The organism is Sphingomonas lacusdianchii (genome assembly GCF_022664395.1).
Taxonomy (GTDB): domain Bacteria; phylum Pseudomonadota; class Alphaproteobacteria; order Sphingomonadales; family Sphingomonadaceae; genus Sphingomonas; species Sphingomonas lacusdianchii.
Map to the genome: position 1 here is coordinate 1 of NZ_JAKRET010000060.1, position 2,449 is coordinate 2,449.

At 56.9% G+C, this 2,449-nt stretch carries 2 protein-coding genes; one reads left to right on the forward strand and one right to left on the reverse strand.

Going from position 1 to position 2,449, the window contains the following annotated elements; genetic code table 11:
* Window positions 1–1,353: site-specific integrase (locus MF607_RS22370; RefSeq protein ID WP_242122370.1), on the forward strand; the 1,353-nt coding region annotated here is incomplete at its 5' end.
* Here MF607_RS22370 and MF607_RS22375 read toward each other — a convergent pair.
* Window positions 1,348–2,449, reverse strand: a 1,102-nt coding sequence (locus tag MF607_RS22375; protein WP_242122371.1) for an endonuclease domain-containing protein, incomplete at its 5' end; no start/stop codon positions are given. The genes MF607_RS22370 and MF607_RS22375 overlap by 6 nt on opposite strands.

The window sequence follows — 2,449 nt, forward strand, 5'->3', positions numbered from 1 at the left end:
ATCGGACGGTCGGAAATCTGGCGTTCGCTTCGCACCGATAGTTTCAAGGAAGCTGTTCGGAGGTGGCACGTGGTTGCTGCCGAGATTGAGGCATGCTTCGAGTCAGCGCGCTCGGTTGCGGCGAGCAATCCTGAATCGGTTTTGCCTACCGTCGCGACCGCACGGGCGATCATCTCGATCAAGCAGGACGACAGCGTTCTCGCAGAGGTCGGTCCGGAAGCACGAGTTACGACGCTCAGCGATGTCTACCGTCTTTACCTCAACGACCCACGTCACTTGCGCGGTCAACGCACGACTGAAGCCTATCTGACGACCCAGCGATGGGTCGAGGAATTCTTCGGAGCCGACATCCCGATAACCTCGATCACTCGCGAGCGTTGTCGCGAGTTCGTTAGCTTCCTTCTGAAGGTGCCGAGGCATGCTCACAAACGCTTCCCCGGCCTATCCCTCACTCAGATTGTGGATGCGACCAAAGGTGATCCTGCCATCGAGCGAATCAACGCTGCGCACGTCAATGGCTATCTCAACAAGTTTGCTGGAGCGATGAATTGGGCCGAGCAAGAGGGGCTGATCTCCCGCAATCCGGCCAAAGGACTTCGGATACCCGATCCCGTTCGCAGGCGAGACAAGCGACGACCATTTTCCACGGCACAGCTTCAGCGAATTTTCTCAGCCCCGATCTTCACCGGATGCGAGGATGACGAGCAGGGATATGCACGCTCCGGCCCAAACCATCCGAGACGCGCACGATTTTGGATACCCTTGATCGCACTGACATCGGGAATGCGGTTAAACGAGATTTGCCAACTCGACACCGCTGATGTGCTGCTCCGCGATGGCGTGCCCTGTCTAAATGTTCGGGAGGGTGTCGGTGGAGAGAACGACTCCAAGCGACTGAAAACCGCAGCGAGCGAGCGAATCATACCCATACATCGAACGCTGCGCGATGCTGGCTTCCTCGACTATGTGGATGCGCGCAGAAGAGCCGGAGACGCCAAGTTGTTCCCCGAGCTTCGTGCTGGATCAACGGGCTATCGCTCGAAGCCATTCTCGCAGTGGTTCTCCCGCTTCCTCATAGGGCGCGATGCGACTGCTCCGCTGACATGCTTCCACAGCTTCCGGCATTGTTTCCGGGACGCGCTACGGGCCAGCGGGGTCAGCCGAGAACTATCGCTGGCGCTGGGCGGTTGGGCACAACCGGGAGCAGCCTCCGAAATCGCCGACATCTATGGAACAGGCTTCCCACCGCGCATGCTGGAAGCAGCTATGGACAAAATCACGTTCGCAGAGCTTGATCTCAGTCACCTTCTCCCGGCGAATGGCTCAAGACCCGCTAATCGTAACGAGCTATGAGGCTGCCTCCGGCACAACGAGTGGGATCAGGTGCGCGCATTCGAACCGACGCAAAACGTCGATGACCCCCTTCTTCAAACCAGCATCCTCCCCCAAGCGATTTGCTATCGAACTTAAAAAACAGGCTCGTTCCGAACGCATTTGGGCGAACTTGCGACCTATCGCCTCCGCATGCAGGTCGGAAGATGGCACGTTTGTCGGGAAGACGTGCGTAGGAAGCTTTTCTCGCTTGCGATTATCCGACGCGTCTAATTCCGCGAGCCGCTGCTGAAGGCGTGCGGAAAACGCATCGAAGGACGCTCGCTTCTCTTCAGTATCGAGGTAAGCCTCCGTGCGGCGATCACGTTCCACCGCCTCGATAGCCTTCTCAATCATCAACTTCTCGAAGTGGAAAGCGAGACGCGCGGGTTCGAGCGCGCGTTGAACCGCCACCGACTGAGACGAGTGCTCGGCGACTTCGGACAGCGCCTTCGCCATCAATGAGCCCGTCTCAGCCAAACGTAGAAAGCCCGACCGTGGGGCTGGTGCTACAGTTTCGAGAACAGGGCGCTTGCCTTTCGCCAATGCCATCCTGACGCTGGAGGTGGCATTGTGTGGTTGATACAGTGCTGTCTTGGCTGGAATCCGTAGCGTGGTGTAGCCAAGGCTTTCGAAGTAAACGTCACGCCGCGCATCGTTGGCTTTGGCTTCGTCTGAAGAATGCCAAGCTGCTCCGTCAATTTCAACGACCAACCAGTGATTGATCATGAAGTCGGCTCGGTAGTGACCTTGCTCAACTTGCAAATCGAGCCGCAGCGCGTCCGAGAACAGAGCGCCATGCTTGGGCCTCAGGTCGAAGCCATCGATCATTGCATTTATAAAGGCGACCTCCGCAGGAGACTCAGTATTGGCATGAAAATTAGCGCGCCAATTTGTATCGGATTCGCTGGCAAAGACATGACGAGGCTTGGGATTAGCGCGCTCGGGTGCTCGCACTTTTTCAGGCAAAAAGTGATAGACGATGATCGCGGCAATCAGCACCACTATGATGGTCAGGGTAGACATTGCCGTTTCTTCTCCGACATCAACGCCATAAATCTGCTGGAAGTTTTGTCTC